This is a genomic window from Roseomonas sp. F4 (assembly GCF_053891155.1).
On record NZ_JBSSHK010000001.1, the window covers coordinates 712,900 to 737,961 of the forward strand.

A 25,062-nucleotide genomic window follows, 5' to 3' on the forward strand; every position below is an offset into this window, starting at 1 on the left:
GCCCTGGCCGGCCGAGCGCCCGAATGGGCGCCGCCACTTATGCGACGCAGCCAAGGCCGCGGAGCGGCCGCCCGGCGCCTGAGGGCCGAAAAGTGACAAGCCTCGCTGCGGCGCTGGCGCAGCGGCTGGGCGCGGCGCACGTCGCGACGGATGCGGCTTCCTGCGCGCTGGCCACCGCCGACCTGTTCGACTGGCCCGGCGCGGCGCCGGCCGAAATGGTCATCCGCCCCGGCAATACGGACGAAACGGCCACCGCGCTCCGCCTGCTGGCGGAATTCGGCCGCCCCATCGTGCCGCGCGGCGCCGGCCTGTCCTACACCGCCGGCGTGGTGCCCAATGCGCCGGCCGTGGTGGTGGATACGGTGCGGATGGACAGCATCCGCATCGACGCCGCGAACCTCACCGCGGTGGTCGGTGCCGGTGCCACCTGGCAGGCGCTGGCCACCGCGCTGGCGCCGCATGGGCTGCGCGCCGCCCAGGCCTCCCCCATTTCCGGGTCGGTCAGCACCATCGGCGGCACGGTGGCCCAGAACCTGCCGGGCGGGATGGATGGTATCCTTGGCCTGTCCGTGGTGCTGGCGGATGGCAATGCGGTGCGCACCGGCGCGCTGGCGCTGCGCAATGCTCCGCCCTTCTGGCGCCATATGGGTCCAGACCTGACGGGCCTGTTCCTCGGCGATTGCGGCGCCTTCGGGGTGAAGACCGAGGTGGCGCTGCGCCTGGCGCCGGAGCGAGAGGCCGCTTTCGGCTCCTTCACCTTCGAGAGCGGCGCGGCGATGATGGCCGCCATGGTGCGCGTGGCGCAGGCCAATTGCGTGACCCGCGCCTTCGCCATGGACCCGGTGCGCAGCCGCAGCGCCGCCAAGGTGGAGGCCGTGGAGGCGCTGCGCACGGCCGGCGCCGTCGCCGCTCGGGCGGGCTCCGTCTACAAGGCCATGCGCGATGTCGCCGGCCTGGCCCGCACCGCCCGCGCCAGCCGCGTCGAGCCCGCCTGGTCGCTGCACCTGACGGCCGATGGCGTGACGGAGGCTTCCGCTGCGGCCGGCATCGAAGTCGCCCGCCGGCTTTGCCTGGAGGCCGGCGGGACGGAGGTGACGCCCTCCATCCCCAAGGCCCTGCGCGCCCGGCCCTATTCCATCCGTGGGCTGGTGGGGCCGGATGGGGAGCGCTGGGTGCCGGTGCATGGCATGCTGTCGCTCGGTGCCGCCAGCGCCTGCCTCGCGGCGCTGGAGGCCGAATACGCCACCCTCTCCGTGGAACTGGCGGAGGCCGGGGTCAGCATCAGCCACATCGTCTCCTCGCTCGGCGCCTATGTGACGATCGAGCCGATGTTCTACTGGCGCGACGCGCTGGACGCGCTGCATCTGCAGAACCTGTCGGAGAGCAACCGCGCGCGCTTCAGCAGCTTCCCGCCCAACCCGGCGGCACGTGACCTGGTGCGGCGGGCGCGGGACACGCTGTCCGGCATCATGGACCAGCACGGCGCGGTGCATGCCCAGATCGGCCGCTTCTACAAGCTGGGCTCCCGCATGGAGCCGGGGGCGGCGCAGCTTCTGCACACGGTGAAGGCCATGCTGGACCCGCGCGGACGGATGAATCCGGGGGCGCTGGAAGGGTCGCAGAAGACATGAGGCTGACGCGGCATTTTCTCACACTCGGCAATCGGCGCGTCCACTACACGCGGATGGGGCAGGGGCCGGCGGTCTGCCTGCTGCACGCCTCGCCCTGCTCGGCCAAGGTTCTGCAACCGGTGCAGGAGGTTTTTGCCGGCAGCTTCACCGCCCTGGCCTTCGACACGCCGGGCTTCGGCCTGTCCGATCTGCTGCCCAACGACCCGCCCGAGATCGAGGATTTCGCCGATGCGCTGGCGGAGGCGCTGGATGCGCTCGGTGTCGAGCAGGCCTGCACCTATGGCCGGCACACCGGCGCCTCCATCGCCGTGGAATATGCGCGCCGCCATCCGGACCGCTGCGCCATGGCGCTGACCGACGGCTTTCCGGTCTTCACCGCCAAGGCGGCGGAGGAACGGCTGCGCAAGTATCTGCTGCCGCTGGTGCCGGAATGGGATGGCAGCCACCTCGTCTGGCTCTGGTACCGCTACCGCGACCAGCATGTCTTCTGGCCCTGGCACAACCAGAGCCTTGCCTTCCGCGCCGATACCGACGCGCCCGACCCGGAGTTCAACCATCGCGGCGTGGTCGAATTGCTGGAGGCTGGGGACAGCTATCGCATCGGCTATGCTGCCGCCTTCCGCCATGCCGGCCTGGCGGTGCTGCCGGAGCTGCGCGTGCCGGTCTGCTTCGGCAACCGCCCGGGCGACAGCCAGCACCGCACCATGGCGGCCTATCCGCCCGAGGCCTGGGTGCAGGAGATGCCGCGCGACCCGCTGGCGGCGGCGGCGGCGGAACGCGCCATCCTGCTGCGCCATCCACCGCGCGGCGATGTGCCGCCGGCCCCCATGGCCACGCCCATCGCCGGGCGCAGCACCACCAACTACGTCGATGTCGGTGGCCGCCAGGTGCTGGTCCGGGTGGTGGGCGACATTCATGCCGGCCCGCCTTTGGTCTTCGCCCCGCATGTCCCCGGCGCCTCCGCCCTCTATGAGGAACTCTTGGGCGCGCTGGACATCCCGACCATCGCCTTCGACCCGCCCGGCCATGGCGAGAGTGAGCCGCGGGCGGATGGCGTGCAGGGGCCGGAGGCCTGGGCGGAGGCGCTCTGGGGCGTCTGCGACGCGCTTGGCGTGCCCGTGGCACATCTGTTCGGCCATAATGCGGGGGCCTCCACCGTGGTGGCGGCGGCGACCGCCCGGCCGGATCGGGCGCTGTCCGTGCTGCTGGCTTCGCCTGTCGCGCTGCCGCCCCGGCTACGGGCGGAATGGGCGCCGCGCTGGGCGCCGGATGTGACGCCGGTCTGGGACGGCTCGCATCTGCTGCGGATGTGGCACATGCGCCGCGACATGGGCTTGTGGTTCCCCTGGTGGGATCGCCGGCTGGAGACGGCCCGCAGCGTCGAGCCGCGGATCGAGCCCGAGCGGCTTCAGGCGGAAATCCGCCAGGTGGCGAAGAATCCGGCCAGCTTCGCCCCGGCCTGGCAGGCGCTGCTCGCCTGGCCCTTGCAGGAACGCCTGGCGGCCCTGCCGCACCGCGTGGTGCTGCTGGAGGCGGAGAACGACCTGTTTGGCCAGTGCATGCCCCTGGTCCAGGCCGTGCGGCCAGAGGCCAGCCTGCTGCGCTGTGGCGACAACGTGCCGGACAAGGTCGCGGTGATCCGGGCGGCGCTGGCCGGCTGATGCCGCCGGAGCTGGAGGCCGCCGCCCGCGCGCTTTTCGCCTTCCAGGCGGTGCCTGATCCGCCGGGACCGGCGGATCTCATCGTCTGCCTCGGCAGCTACGACACCCGCGTCGCCGTCCACGCGGCCGGGCTGGCGCATCGCCATCCGGCGGCCCGCGTGATCTGCACGGGGCGGGACGGCAATTGGACGCGCGGCCGCTGGCAGGCGACCGAGGCCGAGGTCTTCGCCGGCATCCTGCGGGACCATGGCGTGGCGCCCGCGCGCATCACGCTGGAGCCGCGCGCCACCCATATCGGCGAAAACGTCGCCTTCGCCCGCGCGCTCAGCGCCGGATGGGGGATCGACAGCGCGGTCTTCGTGACCAAGCCGCAGACCATCCTGCGCGTGCGGCACACCCTGCCCGTGCAATGGCCCGTGCTTGCCGCGCGGGTCGATGCGCCACCGCTGGGCTTCGACGCCTATGTCACCGATGCGGATTTCCGGCACCGGCTGGTGAATGAGATGGTCGGCGATATCGACCGGCTGATCGCCTATCCAGCCCTGGGCTTCCAGACGCCCTGCGAGGTGCCCGTGCCGATCAGGGCGGCGCGGGATCTGCTGAAGGCCCACGGATTCATCGAACACGCCTTGCCGTAGTGGGAGCGCGTGAGCTGGAGCGCATGATTCAAACCTTCGGTGCCTTCGCACCTTCGGTCATCATGCTCAGGCCGTCAGCTCCGGCTGCATCACCCCGGCGGGCAGCACCACGCGCAGCGCCAAGTCGCGGTCGGCGCGCAGATGCTGGCGCATCAGCTCCTCGGCCTCCTCGGGCCGGTTGGCGATCAGCGCCGCGATGATCTGGCCATGCTCGGCCAGCGCCCGTTCCACCCGGCCATGCCGCAGCGTCAGCAGGCCGAAGCGGTGCACCTGGTCGCCGAGCTGCGCCATGAACTGCACCAGCCTGGTATTGCCGGCCAAGGCGATGATCCGGCTGTGCATCAGCACGGAACAGTCATAGGCGTCACGCAGCCGCCCGGCCTCCATATGCGCCAGCGCATCGCGATGATCCGCCATCAGCCCCTCGGCGTCCGCCGGACCGAGGCGCTCCGCCGCCACCCGCACGGCGAAGCCTTCGAGCTGTTCGCGCAGCTGATAGACCTCGACGATGTCATGCACCGACAATTCGGAGACGACGATGCCTCGCTGCGGCAGGATGCGCACCAGCCCGCCGCCGGCCAGCTCCCGCAGCGCCTCGCGGATCGGGGTTCGGCTGATCTCCAGCTCGTCGGCGAGCTGGTTCTCCGACAGCAGCGCGCCCGGGGCATAGCGGGAATCGAGGATGCCGCGCTTGATCGCCTCATAGGCCTGCTCGCGCAGGCTGCGCGGCGGATCTGACTTGTCCCGTGTCATAGGCGCTTCTGGTTCCTTCCCGGCCCCTTTGATCTCCGCCACCGGCAAAGCTGGCCTGGCCAAGATGTATACTGGCCGGCGCCTTCGCGGCAAAGCTGCCGTGATTCCAGATCGGTCCCAGCTGGGTGATCGCCGGCCGCGATGCAGCGCTTCAGGGAGAGGAGGCGACGGCCGGGGCCAGGGCCGGGTTTTTGCCCATTGGGTGGCCGGGATTGCGGAAGCGCAGCTCGCCCTCCGGCGCGCCATCGGGCGGAGCCACGCCGAACAGCTCCATCCGGCTGGTGCAGGCCACGGCGACCACATGGCGGGCGGCGGGTTCCGTCATCCAGCGCCGCGCGGCGCCTTCCAGATCCAGCCTTTCGCGCAAGCCCCGCCATTCGGCGCGGTCCATGTCATCGACGAAAATCGCCAACAGCCCGGGCCTTGTGCCGCTGAGCCGGCTTTCCGCCGCCAGGGCGCAGCGGCGGGTGACGGCGCCGGCGATGGAATTCTCCCGCCCCGCGCGCGCCGCCATGACGAAGACGGAACCGCCCCCGGCCGCGGCGGTGACGGCCAGATGCGCTTCCTCCCCGAACTGGGCACGGAGCTGGGCGGGCAGGCCCTGGGCGCTGGCCTGGGCGCCGGCGAGCACAAGCGGGTCCAGCTTCAGCACCGCATCGGCGCTGGAATCCTGGCGCTTCTGCGCCGCCAGCAGGGCGGCGATGCGGCCATGCAGATCGGCCACCTGGCTGTCGGTGGCCATGCCGCCGGGCAGGGTCATCTTCAGCAGGTAGCGGCCGGGATGTGCGGCGAGCCAGGTCTGAAGCTCCGGATTCACCTTGTCGACCAAAGCGCACCAATCGCCGCGATGCACTTCCCGGCCTTCCTCGGCGGAGACGGTTTCGCACACCACCTCGGCCGCCACGCCGTCGCGGCGGATCAGCAGGTCGAAGGGCGTTTCCTCGGCGAGGCCGGTGAACTCCACCGCAAAGCCGCGGGTGCGGTGCAGGGCGGCGGTGCGCAGCAGGTGGAACAGCGGCATCAGCGTCGCCTCGCCGGTCAGGCCGGCGGCGATCTGCTCCCGCAGCCGGGCGCGTTGCGGGGCCGGCAGGCTGGCGGCGAGCTTCACCGCCTCCCGCGCAAAGGCGGCCGCGTGGCGTTCGGCGGGGGTGGCGCGGGCCAGGGCCTTCGGGTCGCAGAGCCGGGCCAGCACCAGTTCCAGCGCATGACGTTGCTGCGCGGCGCGACCGGAGAGGGAAGGGAGCGCGGTGCGCTGCTGGATATCGCCAAGCCGCTTGGCCCAGAGCCGGGCGCCACAGAGCGTGCGGAAACGGTCGAGGTCGGCCGGTTCCGGCCGATGGTCGGCGAAAGGCATGACTGCGACCCGATCACGTTGACGCCTCACCCTAAGCCCTTGCGCGGAGGAAACGTCAAGTTCCGGATACGTGATAGGCGAGTATTTTTGTCGGATATATCTTTGGCGGCCTCCGCGGCCGCCTCAGTTGCGCGGCAGGCGAGCCTGGCTGGGCGCGTCCGGGTTCTGGGCGCGGTGGCGCAGCAGGGCGTCGGCCAGGACCAAGGCCAGCATCGCCTCCCCCACCGGCACGGCGCGGATGCCGACGCAGGGGTCATGGCGGCCCTTGGTGAGCACCTCCACCTCCTGCCCGAAGCGGTCAACGGAATGGCGCGGCGTGAGGATGGAGGAGGTGGGCTTCACCGCGAAGCGGGCGACGATGGGCTGGCCGGTGGAAATGCCGCCCAGGATGCCGCCGGCATGGTTGGAGCTGAACTGCACCCGGCCATCCGGCCCCATCCGCATCTCATCGGCATTGCCCTCGCCGGACAAAGCGGCGGCGCTGAATCCATCGCCGATCTCTACGCCCTTCACGGCATTGATGCTCATCAGCGCGCTGGCGAGCTCCGCATCCAGCTTGCCATAGATCGGCGCGCCGAGGCCGGGCGGCACCCCTTCCGCCACCACTTCCACCACCGCGCCGAGGGAGGAGCCGGATTTGCGGGCGGCGCTCAGCTTCTCCTCCCAGCGCGCGGCGGCGAGGGGGTCGGGGCAGAAGAAGGGGTTCTGGTCCACCTGGGCCCAGTCGAAGCGGGCGCGGTCGATCGCGTCGCCGCCGATATTCACCAGGGCACCGCGGATGGTCACACCCTCCAGCACCTTCCGCGCCACCGCGCCGGCGGCGACACGCATGGCGGTTTCCCGGGCGGAGGAGCGGCCGCCGCCGCGATAGTCGCGCACGCCGTATTTCAGCTCATAGGTCAGATCGGCATGGCCCGGCCGGAACCGATCCTTGATCTCGCCATAGTCCTTGGAGCGCTGGTCCGTATTCTCGATATGCAGCGCGATCGGGGTGCCGGTGGTCACACCCTCGAAGGTGCCGGAGAGGATTTTCACCTCATCCGCTTCCTGCCGCTGGGTCACGAATTTGGACTGGCCAGGGCGGCGGCGGTCCAGGAAGGGCTGGATATCCGCCTCGGTCAGCGCCAGGCGCGGCGGGCAGCCATCCACGACGCAGCCGATGGCCGGGCCGTGGGACTCGCCCCAGGTGGTGACGCGGAAGAGGTGGCCGAAGGTGTTGTGGCTCATGGCCCGCCCCGCTTACCGCAACGATGCGCGCAGGGCGAGGCCATGCGGCTGGCGGCGATACCCTTCAGGATCGCTTTCGCGAACAGCACCGGCCAGCCCTTCTCAAGTCGCACGGCAGCCATGCAGGCGCATGCGGCCCGATCCCGCGAATGTAAACGGCCGCGGTCTTATGCCCGCAAATCCATCAGCTACGGTTCGCGGATGCAAACGACAACCGAATCAACGACCCCGCCCCCGCAACCCGCCAAAGAACAGAGCTGGGGCCAGAAGCTGCTCTCCCTGCTCGGCATACTGATGTTCGCGGGCATTCTGGTCGCCTTGTCGATCTATACCGTGCCCAACCTGATCTCGGACTGGCAGGTGCGCTCGACGGCGATTCCCTTCGCTGATGGCCGGGTGACGGAGGGGTCCTGCCGGTCGAAGCTGTTCGTGCATGTCTGCACCGCCACATTGGCGGTGCAGTCCAAGTCAGGGCGCTTCACCCGGGACGTGAACTACGTCTTCTTCGACCTCCATGTCGGCGACTATTCGGTCGCGGTTATGGCGGATCCGGCGCGACCGGAGATGCTGACGACCGATATGGCGCTGAACACGCTGTGGAGCCGCACCTTGACCCTGCTGGTGGGTGCCGGCCTGCTGCTCGCTGCCGTGCTGTCCGCCGTCTTCAATGTGATCCGCCGCATGCGGCAGCGGCCGGCCTGAGCCCCGCTTCAGCGCACCGCGATCACGCCCGATCGCAGTTGTGGCCATCTCGGCGGGATCGCGTCAGACTGCCGCATGACGATGCGGCGGAGGGCCGATCTCTGGGGCTGGCGGGCGCGCCTGACAGGGGCCGTCACCCTGCTGCTCGCGGCAGCTCTGCCGGCCGCCGGGCAGAGCACGGGTGAGCGAACCAACTCGCCCGTCTGTGAGCGCTCCTCGGCGCCCTGCCTGACCTACACGCACCCCAACCATGCCAATTGCGGAACCCGCGGAGGTCCTGGCTGCCGCAAGGCGAATGGCAGCTGCGCCGCCTGGCGGGACGGCTATGCGCCGTCCTGCCGCCAACTCGGCCGCATGACCGGCTCCTGATCAGACCGTCGCGATATCCGGCGCGTCCGGGTTCTTCATGCCCACGATGTGGTAGCCGCAATCCACATGATGCACTTCGCCGGTGACGCCGGAGGACAGGCCGGACAGCAGGTACAGGCCCGCCCCGCCCACATCCTCGATGGTCACATTCCGCTCCAGCGGCGCGTTCAGCTGGTTCCACTTCAGGATGTAGCGGAAGTCGCCGATGCCGCTGGCGGCCAGGGTCTTGATCGGCCCCGCCGAGATCGCGTTCACCCGGATGCCGGACTTGCCGAGATCGGCCGCCATGTAGCGCACGCTGGCTTCCAGCGCCGCCTTGGCCACGCCCATCACATTGTAATGCGGCGTCACACGCTCCGCGCCCAGATAGGACATGGTCAGCAGCGATCCGCCCGGCTTCATCAGCGGCACGGCGCGCTGCGCCACGCTGACGAAGGAGAAGACGGAGATATCCATCGCCTGGAGGAAGGCGTTGCGCGGCGTGTCCATGTAGCGGCCACGCAGGAACTGCTTGTCGGCGAAGCCGATGGCATGCACCAGGAAGTCGATCCCGCCCCATTCGCGGCCCAGTGTCTCGAAGACCGCATCGACGCTGGCATCATCCGTCACATCGCAGGGCAGGACATGCTGGCTGCCGATGCTCTCGGCCAACGGGCGCACGCGGCGTTCCAGCGCCTCCCCCTGATAGGTGAAGGCGATCTCGGCGCCCTGGGCGGCGAGGGATTGCGCGACACCCCAGGCGATGGAGCGGTCATTGGCGACGCCCATGATGACGCCGCGCTTGCCTGCCATCAGCGTGCCGGTCGGTACCCCCGTGCTGGCGGCTTCTGGCGTAACGTCGTCTGGCATGGGGAATGGGCACCGGAGGCTGGTTGCGAAGGTGCCCCGGTGGTGGCACATGCCCTTGTCACGGGCAAGGGGCATGACATCTGTCAGCCCCCCGCACCCGGCAGGAGAGCCGCCTTGGATTCGCCCGTGACCGACGACCCCATCGCCCTTTTCGAGGCCTGGATGGCGGAGGCGGCGAAGACCGAGCCCAACGATCCCAATGCCGTGTGCCTGGCCACAGCGACGCCGGAGGGCCGGCCCTCCGCCCGCATGGTGCTGCTCAAGGGCGTCGATCCGGCCGGCTTCGTCTTCTACACCAACCTGGAAAGCCGCAAGGGCGGGGAGCTGGCGGCCAACCGCTTCGCCGCGCTGTGCTTCCATTGGAAGACCCTGCAACGCTCCGTCCGGGTGGAGGGGGCGGTGCAGCCGGTCTCGGCGGAGGAGGCGGATGCCTACTACGCCTCCCGCGCCCGCGGCTCGCGCATCGGCGCCTGGGCCAGCAAGCAGTCCCGTCCGCTGGAATCCCGCTTCGCCCTGGAAAAGGCGGTGGCGGAGCAGACCCTGCGCTTCGGCCTCGGCGAGATTCCGCGCCCGGCCCATTGGTCCGGCTTCCGTCTGGTGCCGGACCGCATCGAGCTGTGGCGCGACATGCCGTTTCGGCTGCATGAGCGCCGGGTGTTCCACCGCGAGGGTGCCGGCTGGCGGATCGAGATGCTGTATCCGTGACCATCCCGCCCGATCAGGCCCCCGTCGCGGCGCTGCTGCGCCGCCTCGCAGGGGCCGATCCGGTGGAGACGCATATCTCGGCCGTCTTCATCGGGCGGGAGACGGTGTGGAAGCTGAAGAAGGCGGTGCGCCTCGGCTTCCTGGATTTTTCCGCATTGGCGGACCGGGAGCGTTTCGCGCGGCGGGAGCTGGCGCTGAACCAGCCGCATGCGCCGGGGCTGTACCGGGATGTGGTGCCGGTGACCCGCGATCCGGATGGCGGCCTGGCCATCGATGGCGGGGGGGAGGTGGTGGACTGGGTGCTGCGCATGGCGCCCGTCCCGCCCGGCGATTTCCTGGATGAGGTGGCGCGGCGGGGCGGCCTGACCCCGGCGCTGCTGGACGAGACCGCCGATGCCGTCTTCGCCCTGCACCAGGCGGCCCCACAGGCCGCGCCGGGCTTCGACGCTCCCGCCGCTGTCGGCCGCGTGCTGGCGGGCAATATCCGTGACTGCAACGCCACCGGCCTGCCGCCGGCGGAGGTCGCGGCCCTCGGCGCCGCGATGCAGGCGCGGCTGGACAGCCTCGCCCCGCATCTGGCCGCCCGCGCGGCGGAAGGGCGGGTGCGGCGCTGCCATGGCGATCTGCATCTCGGCAATCTGTGCCTGTGGGAGGGCCGGCCGACGCCCTTCGACGCGTTGGAATTCGATGAGGCCCTGGCCACCACCGACATCGGCTACGACATCGCCTTCCTGCTGATGGACCTGTGTCAGTTTGGCCAGCGCGCGGCGGCGAACCGGGTGATGAACCGCTATCTGGCGCGCGGCGGCGATTTCGGACTGCTGCCGGCGCTCGGCTTCTGGATGGCGCTGCGCGCCATGGTGCGCGCGCATGTGGAGGCGCGGCGCGGCGGCGATGGCCATCGCTACCTGCGCGCCGCCAGCGATTTCCTGCGCCCGGTCGCGCCGCGGCTGGTCGCTATCGGCGGCTTGCAGGGCACTGGCAAGACCTGGCTGGCGCGCGCCTTGGCGCCGGAGCTGGGCGCCGCGCCCGGCGCGCTGCATCTGCGCACGGACGAAACCCGCAAGCGCCGCGCAGGCGTGGCCCCGGAAGCCCGCCTGCCCGAGCAGGCCTATGCCGAGGCCGAAAGCCAGGCCGTGCATGCCGAGATCATGGCCGCCGCGCGCCTCGCTTTGGCGGCCGGGCAATCGGTGGTGCTGGACGCGGTCTTCCTCGACCCTGCGCTGCGCCAGGCGGCGGAAACGGCGGCGGCGCCCCATCCCTTCACCGGTATCTGGCTGGCCGCGCCGCTGGATCTGCTGCGCGCCCGCGTCGTCGCGCGCAGCGCGGAGGGCCGCGATGCCTCCGACGCGACGGTGGCCGTGCTGGAACGTGCGGCGCGCGCCGATCCGGGCGCGATCGGCTGGACGGTGCTGGACGCCGCCGCCCCCTTGCCCGCCGCGAGGGGGATGCTGGCCTTGGGTCCCGGAGATAGGGCATAAAGTTTCCGGGACCGCTTTCCGCACCCACTGGATAAAGGAGAGGCGCGATGGCCTATCGCCGCCTGTTGCTGCCGTTGACCGGGACCGCGGCCGGGGAAGCCGCACTTGCCACCGCCCTGATGGTGGCGCGGATCTGGAGCGCGCATCTGCATTGCCTGCATGTGCGCGTCGATGCGCGCGATGTCGCGCCGCTGGCGGGCGAAGGCCTGTCGGGGGCGATGATCGAGGAGATGATGGCGGCCACCGAACGCGAGAGCGGCGAGCGCGCCGGCCGCGTCCGCGCGCTGTTCGAGAAGTTCACCGCCACCCATGGCGACCTGACCATGGCTGCCGACCCCAATACCGCGCTGAAGGTGCCGGGTGTCACCCTGTCCTTCGAGGCGATCGCGGGGCGTGAGGAGGATGTGGTGGCGCAGCAGTCGCGCCTCTACGACATGGCGGTGGTGCCGCATCCGGAGGCGGATGAGGATGTCTCTTCCTCCGACGCGCTGCATGCCGTTCTGTTCGATTCGGGCCGCCCGGTGCTGATCGCGCCGCGCACGGCGCCGGAGGTCATGGGCTCCCGCGTCTGCATCGCCTGGAATGGCAGCGCGGAGAGCGCGGCGGCTGTGGCGGCGGCGCTGCCCTGGCTGCACCGCGCCCAGGCCGTGCGCATCCTGCATTCCGAGGACTACCAGCGCCGCGGCCCGGCAGCGGAGGGCATCCAGGCCTATCTGCGCTGGCACGAGATCGAGGCGGAACTGGTGCCCTTCAAGTCGCAGACCCGCGAAGTCGGCGCCGGTCTGCTGGGCGCGGCGCGCGATTTCGGGGCCGACCTGATGTGCCAGGGCGCCTACAGCCATTCCCGTCTGCGCCAGCTCATTCTGGGCGGCGTCACGCGGCATGTGCTGGAGAATTCGGAAATCCCGATCCTGATGTGCCGCTGAGCCTGGGATGAACCGCGACTGGCACGCGGCGAACCCCATGCCGAAGCCGGCGACGCTGGACCAGCGCGTCGCCTGGCACCTCGCCCATGCCGAAGCCTGCGGATGCCGCGACCTGCCCCGCAGCGTGCGGGAGGAGCTGGTTCGGCGAGGCCAGCCCATCCCGCCCCGCCGCGGGGGCGACCGAAGGGCGCGGCAATAACGGGCTGTGGCTTCATTCACTGGCTGAATGCCGCCCATCCATACGGACCCGCTGTGCGGACAGCGGACTGCGCCTATCTCTCCGTCCAACAGAAGCGCCGGGGCGAACCCCCCGGTCGCAGAGCGGAGACCTTCCGATGATCGATGTCCGTCCCTTCGCCAGCCTCGGCGGTGCCAACCATGGCTGGCTCAAGGCGAAGCACCATTTCTCCTTCGCCAACTACCACGACGAAAAGCGCATGAGTTGGGGCCGGCTGCGCGTCTGGAACGATGACGAGATCGCCGCCGGCACGGGCTTCGACGCGCATCCGCATCGCGACATGGAAATCATCACCTATGTCCGCGAAGGCGCGATCACGCATCGCGACAACCTGGGCAATGAGGGCCGCACCGAGGCCGGCGACGTGCAGATCATGTCGGCCGGCACCGGCGTGGTGCATGCCGAGTACAATCTGGAGCCGGAGACGACGAAGATCTTCCAGATCTGGATCATGCCGGATGTCCGTGGCGCCAAGCCGAACTGGGGCGCCAAGGCCTTCCCCAAGGCCAGCAAGGAAACCGGCTTTGCCGTCCTCGCCTCCGGCCGCCCTGGCGATGCCGGCAGCGACGCCCTGCCGATCAACGTCAACGGCGCGGTGCTGGCGACGACCTTGGCCAAGGGCCAGAGCCTGACCCAGACGCTGGGCGCCGACAGGGCGGCCTATCTGGTGGTGGCGAAGGGTGCTGCCACGGTGAATGGCGCGGCGCTCGGCACGCGGGATGGTGCGGGGATCGTCGATGAGGCGACCATCACCATCACGGCGGAGGAGGATGCGGAGCTGGTGATGGTGGAAGTGGCGAAGGAATAGTTTTGATTGCTGCGGGGGCTTGCTCCCGCACCAGCCACCAAAGCTCCTCCCGCAGCAGCCCCACCGGGTCGCGGCCCTGGCCGCCGGCCACCAAGGCCCGGTGACCGCCTTCCATCACCCGCTGCCGCGCCCCCGGCAGCAAGGCGGAGCCGAGCGGCACCAACCCGTCGCCCGGCCCGTAGCCTTGCCCCTCCATCCAACGCGCCAGCCGGCGATAGGCGCTTTCCCGCCAATCGCCGCGCGGGGCGATCACGGTCGCCAGCGTGCTGACCGGAATGCGCGCGACCAGCGCCGCCACCTCCGCCGCATGCGCCTGCATCCAGGCCTGGCGCGCCGGCACGGTCAGGTCGCGCAGGCCCCGCCCGGTGCCGAGCCGTGACAGCCGCGCCAGGTGATGCACCGCCAGCAGCACCTGCCGCCGCGCCAGGATGGCATCGGCCAGTGGCGATCCCAGGAAGGGCGATTGCAGGGCGATGAAGCCGCGGCAGCGCTCCGCCATGCCCGGCCGCACCAGCGCCGCCAGCGCCTCCAGCCCCCCCTTGGAATGGGCGATCAGGATGGCCGGGGAGGGTTCGGCCAGCATGGCCGCGACAATGCGCCCGGCGTTGACGCCCACCGGCGCCGCCGTCGGCAGCTTTGCCAGTTGCACCGCGACGCCGAGGCGGCGGAGCCAGGCCATCTGGCGGCCCATATAGTCCAGGCCGATCGGGGCAAGGCCGGCGACGACCTCCCCCAGCAGCCCGTAGCAGAACAGCACCCGCGTGCCGTCCAGCGCGCGGGCCAGCGCCTGGTCATCCATGGTCAGTCCAGCGCGACGACCTGCTTGCCGAAATTGCGGCCCTCCAGCATGCCGATGAAGGCGGCCGGCGCATTGGCCAGGCCCTGCGCCACATCCTCCCGGTACTGCATCCGCCCGGCCTTGATATGGCCGAGCATCTCCGCCCGGAACTGGCCGTAGCGCGGCCAGCCGGTGTCGGAGACGATGAAGCCCTGGATGCGCAGCCGCTTGCGCACGACCGGGCCGAGATTGGGGCCGGGCGGTGCGCCATGGGCGGCGAGGCCGGAGGCGGTGTTGTACTGGGCGATGACGCCGCACATCACCATGCGGCCGAATTCATTCAGCCGCGGAAACACCGCCGCCTGCACCGCGCCGCCGACATTTTCCCAATAGACATCGATGCCGCCGGGGCAGGCGGCGTCGAGCTGCGCATCCAGGTCGCCGCGATGGTCGATGGCCGCGTCGAAGCCGAGCGTGTCCTTCACATAGGCGCATTTCGCCGCGCCACCCGCGATGCCGACCACCTTCGCGCCCCGGATCTTGCCCAACTGCCCGACCACCTGGCCCACGGCACCGGAGGCGGCGGAGACCACCAGCATCTCGCCGGATTTGGGCTGGCCGATATCCTCCAGCCCGACCCAGGCGGTCAGCCCCGGCATGCCAAGCACCCCGAGCGCGGTGGAGGGGGAGGCCTCGGTCGGGTCGATCGGGATCAGCGCCTTGCCTGGCCGCAGCGAATGGCTCTGCCAGCCAAAACCGCCCAGCACCCAGTCACCTTCCTGGAACCGCGCATCCCGGCTGGCCGCCACCTGGCCCACCGCCTGGCATTCCATGACGGCGCCCAGTGCCACCGGCGCGGAGTAGGATTTGGCGTCATCCATCCGGCCGCGCTGATAGGGGTCGAGCGACAGGAAGCGATGCGCGACGATCACCTCGCCATCCTTCGGTTCCGGCAGTTCAGCCTCGGCAAAGCGGAAGTCCTCGGGCACGGGCGCGCCCTGGGGGCGGCAGGCGAGCAGGATCTGCTGGGTTTTCATCGAGGGGTTCTCCAAGCTTGCCGGAGGTCTATCACTCCGCGTTCCGCTTGGCCCGCTCCGCCTCCCGCAGCCAGTCCTCGGTTGTCTTGGCCACCGGGCGGGCCGGGCCGGCATAGGGGTCGATCCTGGCATCGGTGGCGGCGAAGGGCCGGCAATCCTCGCAAAGCCGCAGCAGCGCCAACTGGCCACTGTCGCGGAACATCCAGTGGCCGCTTTCGGTCAGCTTGCGGGTGACGCGGTCGATCTGGGATTTCACCCCGAAGGCCTTGCCGCAATTCTCGCAGCAGAAGGGCTCCTCTTCCTTCACCACGCGCATCTGGCTGGATCCGGGCGCCAGGTTCAGGCGTGGCTCCAGCGTGATGACCTTCTCCGGGCAGGTCGTCGCGCAGAGCCCGCATTGCACGCAGGCATCTTCCAGGAAGCGCAGCTGCGGCGTTTCCGGATTGGCGGTGAAGGCGCCGGTCGGGCAGACCATGGTGCAGGCGAGGCAGAGCGTGCAGCCATCCACCGCCACATGCGCCTGGCCGAAGGGGGCCAGCGCCGGCATGGGCAGCACCGCGTCCCGCCGCTGCGCGCCTTCCGCCAAGGCGCGCCCGGCCTGGCGCAGCACCTCCCGCCCCGTGCCCAGGGCCACGAAGGTGGCGGGTGGGAAGGGCAGGCCGCGGCGGGGCAGGGTGGCCAGCGCCTCGCCCAGGGTGAAGGGGTCGTCGGTCTCGATGGCGGCGGCGCGGGGCGCGCCGTGGTCGGGCACGGCGAGCCCGGCCAGGGTTTCCATGGCGAAGTCGATGTTGCGGAACACGCCTTCGGTCCCGTGGCTGCGATGGCCGCGCATCAGCAGGCGGATCTGCGCCGCACCCCAGGCGAAGGCGGACAGGAAAAAGGCGAGGTCGAGCTGCGACACCTCATTCACCCGCAGCGGCAGCACCCGCGCCGGCAGCCCGTCGCCATGGCGCGCCAGCGCGTCGATCAGCGGTTCCCCGTGTTCGGCATCATGCACCAGCAACACGGGGGATTCGCCGCCAGCCTCGCGGAAGGTCAGCAGCAAAGCGCGCAGCCGCTTCAGAAGCGATCCGGAATCGGGCAGGGCGTAGCTGGCCGCGCCGGTCGGGCAGACGGCGGCGCAGGCGCCGCAGCCGGCGCAGATTTCCGCGCTGATCTGGACGCTGTCGCTGATCCGCGCGCCGTCCGGCGTGACGCCAGGGGTGATCGCCCCGGTCGGACACAGATCCAGGCAACGGGTGCAGGCGACGCGCTTGTTGCGGCTATGGGCGCAGAGCCCAGCCTCGAAGGTGATGAAGCGCGGCTTGTCGAATTCGCCGATCAACTCCTTCGCCGCGCCGATGGCGCGTTCCACGGCGGTGGCGTCAGCGGGGTCGGCGCGCAGATAGCCCTGGCGCAGCTCATGCGTCGGGAACAGCGCTGTGCCGCCCGTCAGGTCCAGCACCACGTCGCAGCGGCTGACGGCGCCATCGCGCCGCGGCCCCCATTCATACGCGCCGCGGGAGGAGGGGCGCGGCATGGCATGACCATCCACCACAACCTCGAAGGCGCCGAGCCAGCCGGTGGCACCCCGCGCCTTGCCGCGCGCGACAGGGAAATCGGCGCTGCGGCGGGGCTGGACCGCCTCCGTCCCATCCAGCAGCACGGTCACGTCCAGGGTGCCGGCCAGCTTTTCAGCGGCGGCCAGCGCCACCTCGTCCCGGCCGAGGATCAGGGTGATGCCTTCGCTTTTCAGCGGCACCAGGGCTGTGGCGGGCATCGGCACGGCGGCGGCGGCGATCAGCGCCGCCATCTTCGGCGCGGCCGCCTTGGCCTCCCGCGCCCAGCCGGCGGTCTCGCGGATGTTCACGAAATCCAGCGGCCCGGTGAAGCCGGCATCCTCCGCCACCTCGGCGAAGAGTGGCGCCTGGGCAGTGCAGGCCACCGTCACCGGCGCGCCTTCGCCCAGCGCCGCCAGGAAACGATCGAGCTGCGACTGGCAGAGCTGCTCCGCCATCCGGGGCGCGGCGCCGCCGCAGCCGCGCGCGAGCACCCGGCCATCGAGCGGCATCGTGTCCTCGCAGGTGCAGGCGAAGGTGATGCGGGCACTGGCCATGGGCGGGACGTGTTCCTGTTGTCATGGCTGGGTCTAGGCCCGGCCTGTGGCTGCTCATATATCCATCGCCTCGCCTGCTTGCGAGGGACGGCCTGACCAAAGACTTGGGAAAGACACCGCCGCCGTGACAACCGGCCTGCCCGAATTGCCGCCCGTCTTCGAACCGATCATCGCCCTGCGGGAGGGCGGCGACGCCATGCGTCGCGCCATCGAGGCCGCGCCCAGCCACGGCGCCGGCACGCTGGTCTGGGTGCGATCCCTGGCGCGGGTGGAGGTGGCGGTGGTGCTGGAACCCGAAACACCACTCGCCGCCGCCCGCCCCGCTTTGTTCGCCGCCGCCAGCGCCTTCGCCGATGCGATCGGTGCCTATGGCCCCGCGGAGGTGCCGGTCAGCTTCGGCTGGCCCGACCGGCTGCGCATCAATGCCGGCGAGGTCGGCCGCGCCCGCCTTGCCTGGCCCCCTGGCACGGCGGAGGATGCCGTGCCGGACTGGCTGGTGGTGGGCATCGAGGCCCGGCTGATCTTCCCGACGGGCTGGGAGCCCGGCCATGGCCTGCACCAGACCGCTTTGCGCGAGGAAGGCTGGCTGGAGGAGGACCTCTCCGCCACCGACCTTACCGCCGCCTGGGCGCGGCATCTGATGGCGGGCCTGGCCGAATGGCAGCACCCCGGCCGCCACGGGGGCTTTTCGCGGCTGGCCGAGCGCTACCTGGCACGACTGGATGCGGAGCACTGGATGGGCGCCGCGCGACGTGGCCTGGACCCCGCCACGGGCGCCCTGGTGCTTGAGCTGGATGGCGCGCGGCGGATGCACCCGCTGCCGGAGGCGATGGTCGCCGCATGACCCGCCATCTGCCGCGCTGCCTGCGCCTCGACCCCTCCGACACCGTCATCTTCGAACAGCCCGCCGAGCCTGGCGAATGGGCGGTGCCGGGTGGGTTCGAATTCTGGGACACGCCGCCCGAAACCCTCTCCGGCAAGCGCCGCCAGGCTTTTCGCGGTGGCTTCCTGGGGCTTTCGTCCTTTGGCTGGTCCACCCTGGTCGAAGTCGCGGAGGTGTCGGAGGTGGAGCATGCCGCCGCCCTGGCCGCCCTGGCCCGACGCATCCGTACCCATCACGGCGCGCCCGACGACGCGGCCGCGATGGCGGCGGCGCGGGAGGAGCTGGCCTTCGCCGAGAGCCTCTGCAACCACCCGCCCGGCACCGTCCTGGCCCTGTCCCGCCGCATCGAGGAGGGGGAGGTTCGGGAGAGCTTCCGGACGTTGCATCGGCGGGAGACGCCGCATACCCAGTTTACCACCCTGCCGGTCTTCTCCGTCGTTGAGGATGAGCCGCCGGAACATCCCGACCTGACCGCATTCGCAAGGCGCCTGAAATCATGACCACGCCGGCTGGCCTCGCGCCGGGGGATTTCTGGGTCGCCAGTGGCCATCACCTCTGCGACCGCGACGAACAGGGCCGCATCCTCGGCACCCCCGACCTCTGGCGCGCCTTTTGCGCCCGGCCGGAGCTGGTGCCGCCGGAGGAGGCCTGCCCGGCGGAGCGCGCTTTGCACGCCGCGCTGCTGCTGGACCCGATGCGGGCGGTGTCTCCGGCCGAGCTGGCCCGCCTGGCGGACCCCGACGCGCGGGAAAACTTCGCGGTCTTCCTGGGCTTCCGCGACCGCGTCGCGGCGCAGCCGAGCCTGGAGGCCGCCTGGCTCGACCTGTTCCGCAATGGCGTGCAGGGCGTGCCGCCGATCTTCCTGCAGATGCTGACCCATCTGGTCGCCCGTGCCGCGCTGGAGGGGGTGGACGATCCCTTCGTCCTCCGCGCCGCCGAGTTGTTCTTCCGGCCGCAGCGGGCCGCCATCCACCACGGCGCGCTATTGCTGGCCGATGAGGAATTTCTGGAGGCGCGTGGTGGCGATGGCGGCTTCGGGCCGCTGGGCCAGTTGCTGGTGGAAGCCGGTTCGCCGCCGCGTGAAGTCGAGCTGGATGTGCTGTCGGAGGAGACGGCGCCGCTCTATCGCGGCCGCTCCGACGCGCATGACTTCGCCCTGGATATCGCCGAGAACCGCCCCGGCCAGCACGGCCTGGCCCGCGCGCTGGAGCATTTCATCGGCCATGTGATCGGCGAGCAGGTCAAAATTCGCCCGGTGCCGGTGATCGAGGACCACAACTGGACCTGGCATGTCGGGCTGGATGCCGAGGCGACCTCCATCGCCAATGACCTGTGGCAGGGCAAGAAGGTGAAGCAGGCGCGGCTGGCCCGCATCCTGTGGCTCGGCGTGCTGGAATTCTCGGAAACCTCCCGCGTGCTGCCGCGGGTCGCGGGGCGGCCGGTCTATCTGGCGCTCGCCATGGATGCGGCCCAAAAACTGCGGATGAAGCCGCAGAACCTGGTCACCGGCCTGCCGCTGCGCAGCCGGGAGAGTGCGGCGTGACCCGATCGCACAATCCGGACAGCCTGTTCATCCCGCTCGCCGTGCTGGTGGAACGCCGGCCGGGCGTGACCCGCTGGGCGGAGTTCGCCTGGCGCGCCATCGAGGTGCTGGAAGAAGCGCCCGATGTGCCGCCCTGGACCGTGCTGCGGGAGGAGCCGGGCCGCACCGTCTTCTTCGCCGGCAGTGCGGATGTGGCGCTGCACCCGACCGACACCGACAACTACCGGCACAACCTCGCCTCCGCCCAGCCTTTGGTCTGGGTGCTGCTGCGGCCGATCGAGGCCGCGCCGGGCTTCCATCTGCAGACGGTGACGGCCGATCCGGGGGAGGCGCATCTCTACGCCGATGTCGGGCAGGACCTGCTGGAATCCCTGCCCATGCCGCCGCGCCTGCTGGCCGTGATGACGGAGTTCGTTGCCCGCCACCACAAGGAACGCGGCTTCTGGAAGCGCAAGCGCGACCAGGCGGACCCGGAAGCCCTGGCCCATCGCAGCCGCCTGACGGGGGAGGAGGGATGAGCGAGGAAGGCTTCCTCAGCCGCTGGTCACGCCGCAAGCGCGCGCCGGAGGCGGAGGCACCCCAGCTGGAGCAGGAGGCCGAGGCCCCGCCGCCGGCGCCGCGCCCGGAACAGGACTGTCCGGCCCCCCTGGAGCCCGAGCTGGACCTCACGGCCCTGCCGCGGATCGAGGATCTGGATCTCAGCAGCGACCTGACCGCCTTCCTTCGCCCCGGCATTCCGACGGCACTTCGCAGCGCCGCGCTGCGGCGGATGTGGAGCCTGGACCCGAGTATTCGCGACTTCATCGGCCCGGCCGATTATGCCTGGGACTACAACACCGCCGCCGGCATGCCGCCCGGCTTCAGCTTCGACCTGGGCGGCAATCTGAAGGAACTGCTGGCCCAGGCGATCGGCGAGCGGGAGGAGAAGGCGCCGCCGGCGGAGGCCGAGGCAACGGCTCCCGACATCGCGCCCGAGCCGGCCGCCCCGCAACTGGTCGCGGAAGCGCCCCCGGAAGCCGCGCCCGACCCGCTGCCGCGCGCCGAGCCGGAGCCCGAATCGGGCGCGCCGCGGCGGCGCCACGGCGGTGCCCTGCCAAGCTGACCCCGGCTCAAGCCATATTGGCTTGCCGCGTCGGATCGCCATCGTTATCGCGGACGGAACAACAGGGGGAACGAACATGACCATCGCGGAAAAGCAGCGGCTCGACCGGGATGTGGCCGCCGATCCCGCCTTGCGCGGCCGGCTCGCGCCCGCCTTCGACCCGGCTGCCAGCCCTGCCGACATCACCGCCCTGCTGGCTGCCGAGGGCTACCGGATTTCCGAATCGGACCTGCCGCTGGATGCGGCGCCAAGGCCGCTGGATGAGGCCGCGCTTGGGCGCGTCGCGGGGGGCTTCATGCCGGTGAAGAACTTCAACAGCCCCTTCGACCCGGAGTAGTTGAGAACGATTCTCAATGATATATCAAACGCTTGCAGAAGTCCGGGGTTTGGGCTTGGTTGTGCGCTCTGGTAGGTCGAACATGGCTGGGGAGCTGTGCGACCAGGCGGAAGGCCCGATACGTAGCGCATGACCGAAACGACTGAGGCGGCAGTGGTGGAAGCGGTGCTGGACCCGGTGGATGCCGAGCGGGCGCGCCTGTTCGCGCTGCTCGGCCGGTTGCTCGGCGCCCCGCCGGATGCCGGGCTGCTGATCCGCATGCGGGCGCTGCGCGGCGAGACCGGTGAGCTGGGCGAGGCCTATGCGGCGCTGGCCGATGCCGCCGGCCGGACCAAGGCTGAGGCGGCGGAGCAGGAATTCTTCCACCTGTTCATCGGCGTCGGGCGCGGTGAATTGCTGCCCTATGCCAGCTACTACCTGACCGGTTTCCTGCACGAACGCCCGCTCGCCGAACTGCGTGGCGACCTCGGCCGGCTCGGCATCGAGCGGGCGGAGGGCATCGCGGAGCCGGAAGATCACATCGCCTTTGTCTGCGAGGCCTTCGCCGGCCTGCTGGCAGGCGCCTTCCCGAGCGAGGCCGGATCGGCCGCGCCGTTTTTCGCCCGTCACATCCGCCCCTGGGCCGCACGCTTCTTCGCGGATCTGGAGAAGGCGGAGATGGCGGATTTCTACCGTGCGGTCGGGCGGCTCGGCCGTCTGGCCGTGGAGCTTGAGGCCGCGGCAGCGGATCTGCCGGCCTGATATCTGTTGGGGAGTGCCAGGAGATGAACGAACAGGGACGTGAAGCGCCCGTCCGCCGCGGTTTCCTGAAGGCCCTCGGCCTCGGAACCGCCGCCGCCGCCGCCGTGGCGCCCGCATTGGCACAGCGCGCCGACAGCGTGCCGGCCCGCGACGCCCGCAAGGAGAATGCGCAGCAGCGTGTGGAGGCCCGCTACAAGGCGGATTCCGCCGATGTTCAGGCTTTCTACCGCACCAATCGCTACGAATAAGCACCTATGAACCAGTACGGGGAGCACGCCAGATGCTGATCAAGCGCTCCGAGGGCAAGGCCGCGCGCCAGCGCCTGTCCGCCGCCTATCAGGGCCTTTCCTCCGGCGGTCTCGATCGCCGCAGCTTCCTCCGTCAGGCCGGCTTCGCCGGGGCGGGTCTCGCCGCGCTGGGCTCGCTCGGTGCCACGCGCGCGCGGGCGGCCGGTGCGGCGATGGGGGTTCAGGACCACAGCCAGCCGGTGCAGCGGATCAAGAACATCTGCACCCATTGCTCGGTCGGCTGCACCGTCACGGCGGAAGTGCAGAACGGCGTCTGGACCGGGCAGGAGCCGACCTGGGCCAGCCCGATCAACCGCGGCACGCATTGCGCCAAGGGCGCCTCGGTGCGCGAACTGGTGCATGGCGACCGGCGCCTGAAATACCCGATGAAGCTCGTGGGCGGCCAATGGCAGCGCCTGAGCTGGGACGTCGCGCTGACCGAAATCGCCGACAAGATGATGACGATCCGGCAGGAATCCGGGCCGGACAGCATGTTCCTGCTGGGCAGCGCCAAATTCAGCAATGAGGGCGCCTATCTGTTCCGCAAGTTCGCCGCCTTCTGGGGCACGAACAGCGTCGACCACCAGGCGCGCATCTGCCATTCCACCACGGTCGCCGGCGTGGCGAACACCTGGGGCTACGGCGCCCAGACCAATTCCTACAACGACATCCGCAATTCCAAGACCATGATCATCATGGGCGGGAATCCGGCGGAGGCGCATCCGGTCAGCCTCCAGCACGTGCTGTCGGGCAAGGAGCGCAACCGCGCGAACCTGATCGTCATCGATCCGCGCTTCACCCGCACCGCCGCCCACGCGAATGAATATGTCCGCATCCGGCCGGGCACCGACATCCCCATCATCTGGGGCATGCTGCACCACATCTTCGCCAATGGCTGGGAAGATAAGGACTTCATCGCCAAGCGCGTCTACGGCATGGACGAGATCCGTGCCGAATGCGCGAAGTGGACGCCCGCGGAGGTGGAGCGCGTTACCGGCGTGCCGGGCGCGCAGTTGCGCAAGGTGGCCGAGACCTTCGCCACCCAGAAGCCGTCGACGCTGATCTGGTGCATGGGCGCGACGCAGAAGACGGTGGGCACGGCGAATGTGCGCGCCTTCTCCATCCTGCTGCTGGCCACCGGCAATGTCGGCAACAATGGCGGCGGCGCGAACATCTTCCGCGGCCATTGCAACGTGCAGGGCGCCACCGACTTCGGCCTCGATGTGACGACGCTGCCGGCCTATTACGGGCTGGATGAGGGCGCCTGGCGCCATTGGTGCCGCGTCTGGAACGTGCGCTACGAGGACATGATCCCGCGCTTCGACAGCGCGGCGATGATGGGCACGCCGGGTATCCCGACGACGCGCTACTTCGACGCCATCACACTGCCCAAGGACCAGATCCAGCAGCGCGACCGCCTGCGCGGCATGCTGGTGGTGGGCCATGGCGGCAATACCGTCACCCGCATGCCGGAAGCGGTGAAGGGGCTGGAAGCGCTCGACCTGCTGGTCGTCGCCGACCCACACCCCACCACCTTCGCCGTGCTCGCCGATCGCAAGGAGAACACCTACCTCCTGCCCGCCAGCACGCAGTTCGAATGCGATGGCAGCCGCAGCGCCTCCAACCGCTCGGTCCAGTGGGGGTCGCGGATCGTCGCGCCGCTGTTCGAATCGAAGACCGATTACGAGATGATGTACCGGCTCGCCGGCGCGCTGGATGGCGCGGCGGAGCGCAAGGGCATGCCCATCCGTTTCCGGGAGGAGATGTTCAAGCCCTACGAGATCCGGAACAACGCGCCGACCGCCGAGAGCATCCTGCGCGAGATCAACCGCGGCTCGCTCAGCACCGGCTATTCCGGCCAGTCGCCGGAACGCCTGAAGCTGCATATGGAACACCAGGACAAGTTCGACCTGGTGACCCTGCGGGGCGCCGCCGGCACGCCGGTGGCGGGCGAGTTCTACGGCCTGCCCTGGCCCTGCTGGGGCACGCCGGAGATGAAGCACCCCGGCACCCATGTGCTCTACAACACCAACCTGCATGTGAAGAACGGCGGCGGCACCTTCCGCGCCCGCTTCGGCGTGGAGCGGGAAGGCAAGACGCTGCTGGCGGAGGGTTCCTACTCGCTCGGCTCCGAGATCCAGGACGGCTATCCGGAATTCACCGTCGCCGTGCTAAAGCGCCTCGGCTGGTATGAGGAGCTGACGGAGGCGGAGCGCGGCTGGATCGAGAGCAACGGCGGCACCTTCTCCTGGGCCACCGACCTGTCCTGCGGCATCATTCGCGTCGCCATGGAACATGGCTGCGTTCCCTACGGGAATGCCAAGGCGCGTGCCGTGGCCTGGAACCTGCCCGATCCCGTGCCGGTGCACCGCGAGCCGATCTACACGCCGCGCACCGACCTGATCGCGCAATACCCGACCCTGCCGGACCGCCGCGGCTTCCGCCTGCCGCATCTGGGCGTCTCGGTGCAGAACCGCAGCCATCAGGTGGCCGGCGACTTCCCCATCATCCTCACCTCCGGCCGCCTGGTCGAATATGAGGGTGGCGGTGAGGAGACGCGGTCCAACAAGTGGCTGGCCGAGCTGCAGCAGGATATGTTCGTCGAGATCAACCCGGAGGATGCCTCCGCCCGCAACATCCGCGACGGCCAGTTCGTCTGGGTGATGGGGCCGGAGAACAATGCCAAGGCCCGTGTGAAGGCCATGGTGACGCCGCGCGTCGGCCGGGGTGTCGCCTGGATGCCCTTCCACTTCGCCGGCTGGTTCCAGGGTGTGGACCAGCGCAGCAAATATCCGCAGGGCACCGACCCGATCGTGCTCGGTGAGAGCGTGAACGCGGTGACCACCTATGGCTACGATCCGGTGACCTTCATGCAGGAAACCAAGGTCACGCTCTGCCAGATCAGGAGTGCCTAATC

General features: G+C 70.2%; 26 protein-coding genes. 19 read left to right on the forward strand and 7 right to left on the reverse strand.

The window, feature by feature from the left end; all coding sequences use genetic code 11:
- Positions 1-92: 92 nt before the first annotated feature.
- From ACVFYP_RS03400 to ACVFYP_RS03410, 3 genes are read left to right on the forward strand one after another with little or no spacing between them, the layout of a single operon-like run.
- Entirely contained in the window at positions 93-1,631 is a 1,539-nt protein-coding gene (locus ACVFYP_RS03400; protein ID WP_499198715.1) for an FAD-binding oxidoreductase, read from the forward strand.
- Positions 1,628-3,292 carry an alpha/beta fold hydrolase gene (locus ACVFYP_RS03405; RefSeq protein ID WP_499198716.1) on the forward strand — a complete coding sequence of 555 codons (1,665 nt, stop codon included), beginning with the start codon at positions 1,628-1,630 and terminating at the stop codon, positions 3,290-3,292. The genes ACVFYP_RS03400 and ACVFYP_RS03405 overlap by 4 nt, the downstream gene beginning before the upstream one ends.
- Complete coding sequence (locus tag ACVFYP_RS03410; RefSeq protein WP_499198717.1) at positions 3,292-3,930, forward strand: YdcF family protein; 639 nt, start codon at positions 3,292-3,294, stop codon at positions 3,928-3,930. The genes ACVFYP_RS03405 and ACVFYP_RS03410 overlap by 1 nt, the downstream gene beginning before the upstream one ends.
- Before the next feature lie 66 nt (positions 3,931-3,996).
- On the opposite strand, the gene ACVFYP_RS03415 is transcribed toward ACVFYP_RS03410, so the two are convergent.
- The 3 genes from ACVFYP_RS03415 to aroC form a co-directional block, all read right to left on the reverse strand.
- Positions 3,997-4,683 (reverse strand): GntR family transcriptional regulator, encoded by a 687-nt coding sequence (locus ACVFYP_RS03415; RefSeq protein WP_499198718.1) that lies wholly within the window; start codon positions 4,681-4,683, stop codon positions 3,997-3,999.
- A 151-nt stretch (positions 4,684-4,834) separates the two neighbouring features.
- On the reverse strand, positions 4,835-6,037 hold the full coding sequence (locus tag ACVFYP_RS03420; RefSeq protein ID WP_499198719.1) for a hypothetical protein: 1,203 nt from the start codon (positions 6,035-6,037) through the stop codon (positions 4,835-4,837).
- A gap of 123 nt (positions 6,038-6,160) precedes the next feature.
- Positions 6,161-7,264, reverse strand: a complete 1,104-nt coding sequence (gene aroC / locus ACVFYP_RS03425; RefSeq protein WP_499198720.1) for a chorismate synthase — start codon at positions 7,262-7,264, stop codon at positions 6,161-6,163.
- Between the two features lie 201 nt (positions 7,265-7,465).
- Here aroC and ACVFYP_RS03430 point away from each other — a divergent pair, with 201 nt between their 5' ends.
- Both ACVFYP_RS03430 and ACVFYP_RS03435 read left to right on the forward strand, forming a co-directional pair.
- Entirely contained in the window at positions 7,466-7,966 is a 501-nt protein-coding gene (locus ACVFYP_RS03430; RefSeq protein ID WP_499198721.1) for a hypothetical protein, read from the forward strand.
- 75 nt (positions 7,967-8,041) lie between these two features.
- A complete protein-coding gene (locus ACVFYP_RS03435; RefSeq protein ID WP_499198722.1) occupies positions 8,042-8,335 on the forward strand; it encodes a hypothetical protein in 294 nt (97 codons plus the stop codon).
- Here ACVFYP_RS03435 and fabI read toward each other — a convergent pair whose 3' ends face one another.
- Complete coding sequence (gene fabI / locus ACVFYP_RS03440; RefSeq protein ID WP_499198723.1) at positions 8,336-9,184, reverse strand: enoyl-ACP reductase FabI; 849 nt, start codon at positions 9,182-9,184, stop codon at positions 8,336-8,338.
- Between the two features lie 162 nt (positions 9,185-9,346).
- Here fabI and pdxH point away from each other — a divergent pair, with 162 nt between their 5' ends.
- From pdxH to ACVFYP_RS03465, 5 genes are all read left to right on the forward strand, one after another.
- Positions 9,347-9,889, forward strand: a complete 543-nt coding sequence (pdxH, locus tag ACVFYP_RS03445) for a pyridoxamine 5'-phosphate oxidase (RefSeq protein WP_499199533.1) — start codon at positions 9,347-9,349, stop codon at positions 9,887-9,889.
- Positions 9,886-11,370, forward strand: a complete 1,485-nt coding sequence (locus ACVFYP_RS03450; protein ID WP_499198724.1) for a bifunctional aminoglycoside phosphotransferase/ATP-binding protein — start codon at positions 9,886-9,888, stop codon at positions 11,368-11,370. Before pdxH ends, ACVFYP_RS03450 begins: the two co-directional genes overlap by 4 nt.
- Positions 11,371-11,417: 47 nt before the next feature.
- Positions 11,418-12,296 (forward strand): universal stress protein, encoded by an 879-nt coding sequence (locus ACVFYP_RS03455; RefSeq protein ID WP_499198725.1) that lies wholly within the window; start codon positions 11,418-11,420, stop codon positions 12,294-12,296.
- Positions 12,297-12,303: 7 nt separating this feature from the next.
- Positions 12,304-12,495: a hypothetical protein gene (locus ACVFYP_RS03460; RefSeq protein ID WP_499198726.1), complete on the forward strand. Its 192-nt coding sequence runs from the start codon at positions 12,304-12,306 to the stop codon at positions 12,493-12,495.
- Positions 12,496-12,631: 136 nt separating this feature from the next.
- A complete protein-coding gene (locus ACVFYP_RS03465; protein WP_499198727.1) occupies positions 12,632-13,342 on the forward strand; it encodes a pirin family protein in 711 nt (236 codons plus the stop codon).
- Here the strand turns inward: ACVFYP_RS03465 and ACVFYP_RS03470 are convergent.
- Genes ACVFYP_RS03470 through ACVFYP_RS03480 form a run of 3 tightly spaced genes read right to left on the reverse strand, consistent with a single transcriptional unit; the run spans position 13,290 to position 17,252 of the window.
- Positions 13,290-14,141 (reverse strand): lipase family protein, encoded by an 852-nt coding sequence (locus tag ACVFYP_RS03470; RefSeq protein WP_499198728.1) that lies wholly within the window; start codon positions 14,139-14,141, stop codon positions 13,290-13,292. The two genes, ACVFYP_RS03465 and ACVFYP_RS03470, sit on opposite strands and share 53 nt — an antisense overlap.
- Positions 14,142-14,143: 2 nt before the next feature.
- A complete protein-coding gene (gene curA / locus ACVFYP_RS03475; RefSeq protein WP_499198729.1) occupies positions 14,144-15,157 on the reverse strand; it encodes an NADPH-dependent curcumin/dihydrocurcumin reductase in 1,014 nt (337 codons plus the stop codon).
- Positions 15,158-15,188: 31 nt separating this feature from the next.
- Positions 15,189-17,252 (reverse strand): 4Fe-4S dicluster domain-containing protein, encoded by a 2,064-nt coding sequence (locus ACVFYP_RS03480; RefSeq protein WP_499198730.1) that lies wholly within the window; start codon positions 17,250-17,252, stop codon positions 15,189-15,191.
- Between the two features lie 124 nt (positions 17,253-17,376).
- On the opposite strand from ACVFYP_RS03480, the gene ACVFYP_RS03485 reads away from it, so the two are divergent.
- The 9 genes from ACVFYP_RS03485 to ACVFYP_RS03525 all read left to right on the forward strand — a co-directional run bounded on the left by ACVFYP_RS03485 (position 17,377) and on the right by ACVFYP_RS03525 (position 25,060).
- Entirely contained in the window at positions 17,377-18,096 is a 720-nt protein-coding gene (locus tag ACVFYP_RS03485) for a biotin/lipoate--protein ligase family protein (RefSeq protein ID WP_499198731.1), read from the forward strand.
- Positions 18,093-18,635, forward strand: a complete 543-nt coding sequence (locus tag ACVFYP_RS03490; protein ID WP_499198732.1) for a DUF6505 family protein — start codon at positions 18,093-18,095, stop codon at positions 18,633-18,635. Before ACVFYP_RS03485 ends, ACVFYP_RS03490 begins: the two co-directional genes overlap by 4 nt.
- Positions 18,632-19,678: a DUF6352 family protein gene (locus tag ACVFYP_RS03495; RefSeq protein ID WP_499198733.1), complete on the forward strand. Its 1,047-nt coding sequence runs from the start codon at positions 18,632-18,634 to the stop codon at positions 19,676-19,678. Before ACVFYP_RS03490 ends, ACVFYP_RS03495 begins: the two co-directional genes overlap by 4 nt.
- Positions 19,675-20,196: a DUF3305 domain-containing protein gene (locus tag ACVFYP_RS03500; RefSeq protein ID WP_499198734.1), complete on the forward strand. Its 522-nt coding sequence runs from the start codon at positions 19,675-19,677 to the stop codon at positions 20,194-20,196. Before ACVFYP_RS03495 ends, ACVFYP_RS03500 begins: the two co-directional genes overlap by 4 nt.
- The gene (locus ACVFYP_RS03505) at positions 20,193-20,780 is read left to right on the forward strand and encodes a DUF3306 domain-containing protein (protein ID WP_499198735.1); all 588 of its coding nucleotides are present in this window, start codon (positions 20,193-20,195) and stop codon (positions 20,778-20,780) included. Before ACVFYP_RS03500 ends, ACVFYP_RS03505 begins: the two co-directional genes overlap by 4 nt.
- Positions 20,781-20,856: 76 nt before the next feature.
- Positions 20,857-21,117, forward strand: a complete 261-nt coding sequence (locus tag ACVFYP_RS03510) for a Nif11 family protein (RefSeq protein ID WP_499198736.1) — start codon at positions 20,857-20,859, stop codon at positions 21,115-21,117.
- Positions 21,118-21,246: 129 nt separating this feature from the next.
- Entirely contained in the window at positions 21,247-21,858 is a 612-nt protein-coding gene (locus tag ACVFYP_RS03515) for a TorD/DmsD family molecular chaperone (protein WP_499198737.1), read from the forward strand.
- Positions 21,859-21,881: 23 nt separating this feature from the next.
- Positions 21,882-22,106: a twin-arginine translocation signal domain-containing protein gene (locus ACVFYP_RS03520; protein WP_499198738.1), complete on the forward strand. Its 225-nt coding sequence runs from the start codon at positions 21,882-21,884 to the stop codon at positions 22,104-22,106.
- Positions 22,107-22,138: 32 nt separating this feature from the next.
- Complete coding sequence (locus ACVFYP_RS03525) at positions 22,139-25,060, forward strand: formate dehydrogenase subunit alpha (RefSeq protein ID WP_499198739.1); 2,922 nt, start codon at positions 22,139-22,141, stop codon at positions 25,058-25,060.
- Positions 25,061-25,062: the final 2 nt, after the last annotated feature.

What these genes read in the sequence shown, in the direction of transcription:
- ACVFYP_RS03405 (WP_499198716.1), top strand. Translation starts at nt 1,628, where the DNA reads ATGAGGCTGACGCGGCATTTTCTCACACTCGGCAATCGGCGCGTCCAC.
- ACVFYP_RS03410 (WP_499198717.1), top strand. Translation starts at nt 3,292, where the DNA reads ATGCCGCCGGAGCTGGAGGCCGCCGCCCGCGCGCTTTTCGCCTTCCAG.
- ACVFYP_RS03415 (WP_499198718.1), bottom strand. Translation starts at nt 4,683, where the DNA reads ATGACACGGGACAAGTCAGATCCGCCGCGCAGCCTGCGCGAGCAGGCC.
- ACVFYP_RS03420 (WP_499198719.1), bottom strand. Translation starts at nt 6,037, where the DNA reads ATGCCTTTCGCCGACCATCGGCCGGAACCGGCCGACCTCGACCGTTTC.
- aroC (WP_499198720.1), bottom strand. Translation starts at nt 7,264, where the DNA reads ATGAGCCACAACACCTTCGGCCACCTCTTCCGCGTCACCACCTGGGGC.
- ACVFYP_RS03430 (WP_499198721.1), top strand. Translation starts at nt 7,466, where the DNA reads ATGCAAACGACAACCGAATCAACGACCCCGCCCCCGCAACCCGCCAAA.
- ACVFYP_RS03435 (WP_499198722.1), top strand. Translation starts at nt 8,042, where the DNA reads ATGACGATGCGGCGGAGGGCCGATCTCTGGGGCTGGCGGGCGCGCCTG.
- fabI (WP_499198723.1), bottom strand. Translation starts at nt 9,184, where the DNA reads ATGCCAGACGACGTTACGCCAGAAGCCGCCAGCACGGGGGTACCGACC.
- pdxH (WP_499199533.1), top strand. Translation starts at nt 9,347, where the DNA reads ATGGCGGAGGCGGCGAAGACCGAGCCCAACGATCCCAATGCCGTGTGC.
- ACVFYP_RS03455 (WP_499198725.1), top strand. Translation starts at nt 11,418, where the DNA reads ATGGCCTATCGCCGCCTGTTGCTGCCGTTGACCGGGACCGCGGCCGGG.
- ACVFYP_RS03460 (WP_499198726.1), top strand. Translation starts at nt 12,304, where the DNA reads ATGAACCGCGACTGGCACGCGGCGAACCCCATGCCGAAGCCGGCGACG.
- ACVFYP_RS03465 (WP_499198727.1), top strand. Translation starts at nt 12,632, where the DNA reads ATGATCGATGTCCGTCCCTTCGCCAGCCTCGGCGGTGCCAACCATGGC.
- ACVFYP_RS03470 (WP_499198728.1), bottom strand. Translation starts at nt 14,141, where the DNA reads ATGGATGACCAGGCGCTGGCCCGCGCGCTGGACGGCACGCGGGTGCTG.
- curA (WP_499198729.1), bottom strand. Translation starts at nt 15,157, where the DNA reads ATGAAAACCCAGCAGATCCTGCTCGCCTGCCGCCCCCAGGGCGCGCCC.
- ACVFYP_RS03480 (WP_499198730.1), bottom strand. Translation starts at nt 17,252, where the DNA reads ATGGCCAGTGCCCGCATCACCTTCGCCTGCACCTGCGAGGACACGATG.
- ACVFYP_RS03490 (WP_499198732.1), top strand. Translation starts at nt 18,093, where the DNA reads ATGACCCGCCATCTGCCGCGCTGCCTGCGCCTCGACCCCTCCGACACC.
- ACVFYP_RS03495 (WP_499198733.1), top strand. Translation starts at nt 18,632, where the DNA reads ATGACCACGCCGGCTGGCCTCGCGCCGGGGGATTTCTGGGTCGCCAGT.
- ACVFYP_RS03505 (WP_499198735.1), top strand. Translation starts at nt 20,193, where the DNA reads ATGAGCGAGGAAGGCTTCCTCAGCCGCTGGTCACGCCGCAAGCGCGCG.
- ACVFYP_RS03510 (WP_499198736.1), top strand. Translation starts at nt 20,857, where the DNA reads ATGACCATCGCGGAAAAGCAGCGGCTCGACCGGGATGTGGCCGCCGAT.
- ACVFYP_RS03515 (WP_499198737.1), top strand. Translation starts at nt 21,247, where the DNA reads ATGACCGAAACGACTGAGGCGGCAGTGGTGGAAGCGGTGCTGGACCCG.
- ACVFYP_RS03520 (WP_499198738.1), top strand. Translation starts at nt 21,882, where the DNA reads ATGAACGAACAGGGACGTGAAGCGCCCGTCCGCCGCGGTTTCCTGAAG.
- ACVFYP_RS03525 (WP_499198739.1), top strand. Translation starts at nt 22,139, where the DNA reads ATGCTGATCAAGCGCTCCGAGGGCAAGGCCGCGCGCCAGCGCCTGTCC.